Raw genomic sequence first — 1579 nt, 5'->3', positions numbered from 1 at the left:
GCGTTGGTATGACTCCCACTGTCAAGTTAAGCCACACTGATCCCTGCCTAACTTTTTAAGCCATAATTACTTCAGCTCGAATTAGAGCGAGTTAATACATAGGATGAAGCAAGTAATGTCGTCGGTTATCTTGCTGATATTCGTTGGTTATTACTATTTCTAGTAACAGAGCAGACCTTACTTATTTCGTCGTAGCACCTGTCTTCAGTCTATGTTCGTGGTTCAATGCAGCGTTAGCTGCAATGCCATCCTAACGCCGTCGGTGGTTGTGCCACACCCGATGCTTGATCCCATGCACTAACTCTAATTCGTTTATCATGCGGGTACTCTTGCCAATCTAAGTTTTGCGTTCACTGGCGTAAGCACCACTTCTTTTGCAATTGCCCATATGTATGCAATCATTTCTCGGGCAATGGCGGTGACAACCAGGTTGTAGTGTTTTCCTTTGGCTATCATTTTTTTATAGCGCTTGCAGAGCCTAAGTTGTGCTTTCCATGCAATATCAATAATGTCCTTTGGTAAACCTTCTTGTCGTTTTTGCATATCTGTGGATATATTTGCCGCATACCGGTAAGTGTGTGCGCCTTCAACGAGAAGACGCCTTGCTCGGCTGTTTCCGCATTTTGTGATGGCGCCAATATGGCGTTTATCACCACTCGAGTGTTCACTAGGTACAAGACCGAGATAACTCATTAATTTACGGGGATGGTCGAAGCGCGATAAATCGCCAAGCTCAGCAACAACGCCAGTGGCGACCAACAAACGAACACCACGCATAGCTTGTATTGCTTTTACTACAGGGTAATATCGCCATTGATGGACGTGATGTGTTAGCTCATTGTCTAGCCGTTCAAGTCGGCTTATTCGTTCATTAATCGTGTGTAAAAACTCTTGTAAAACGATGTGCTGCGCGGGATGTGGCAACACAAGCTCAGTGAGCCAACGTAAATGCTTTTGTGACCAATTTGCAGTGCCTTTGTAATTAATATTATTGCGAAGCAGCAACGCCTTTAATTGATATTTGGCATCTTTTAAATCCTTCATGGCTATTTCGCGTGCGCGAGATAAATCGCGTACGGCTTCATCTTCAGGTTCTGGAACATAAATAGGTGTTAAATCTTCAGATTTAAGTAATTTAGCAAGCTTAAGGGCATCACGTTTATCTGTTTTAATTTTCTCACCAGGCTTTTTAGGAATAAGAGAGGGTGCAACCACATAGCAGCAATGGCCAAGGCTGGTAATTAATCGGTAAATCCAATAACCACAAGGACCTGCTTCATAGACAAAGTGTAGCGTTGCGCCAGGGTATTTAGATTCAAACTGACGAACAAGCTTTTGAACGGCCACTTTGGAAGACGAAATTCGGCCAAGGTGCACAGGTTGAGCCCCCCTATGTTCTTCAATATAGGCGACTTCATTGAATTCTTTATGAGTATCAAGTCCGATAAAAAGTATGCTATGTTTGTTCATGTTAGCCTCTGCTGTTTAGTTATTTGACAAACTAATTATGGCTCTGGCTTTGAATTAAGCTAACCCACGAAAAGCGGAGGCTAACACCGTGTGGGAGTCATTATGTCTA

Annotated in this window: 1 protein-coding gene; it reads right to left on the bottom strand. The window is 43.1% G+C overall.

Annotation, left to right across the window (positions count from 1 at the left end):
• Positions 1–315: 315 nt before the first annotated feature.
• Positions 316–1470 carry an IS110 family transposase gene (locus BW139_RS18075; protein WP_076920576.1) on the bottom strand — a complete coding sequence of 385 codons (1155 nt, stop codon included), beginning with the start codon at positions 1468–1470 and terminating at the stop codon, positions 316–318.
• Positions 1471–1579 lie beyond the last annotated feature (109 nt).

The organism is Pseudoalteromonas sp. SK18, from assembly GCF_001974855.1.
GTDB lineage: Bacteria > Pseudomonadota > Gammaproteobacteria > Enterobacterales > Alteromonadaceae > Pseudoalteromonas.
This window is presented reverse-complemented; position numbering and strand designations above follow the sequence as displayed.

Bases quoted from the DNA above. Each gene is read 5' to 3' on its own strand.
- BW139_RS18075 (WP_076920576.1), bottom strand. From the start codon at position 1,470: ATGAACAAACATAGCATACTTTTTATCGGACTTGATACTCATAAAGAA.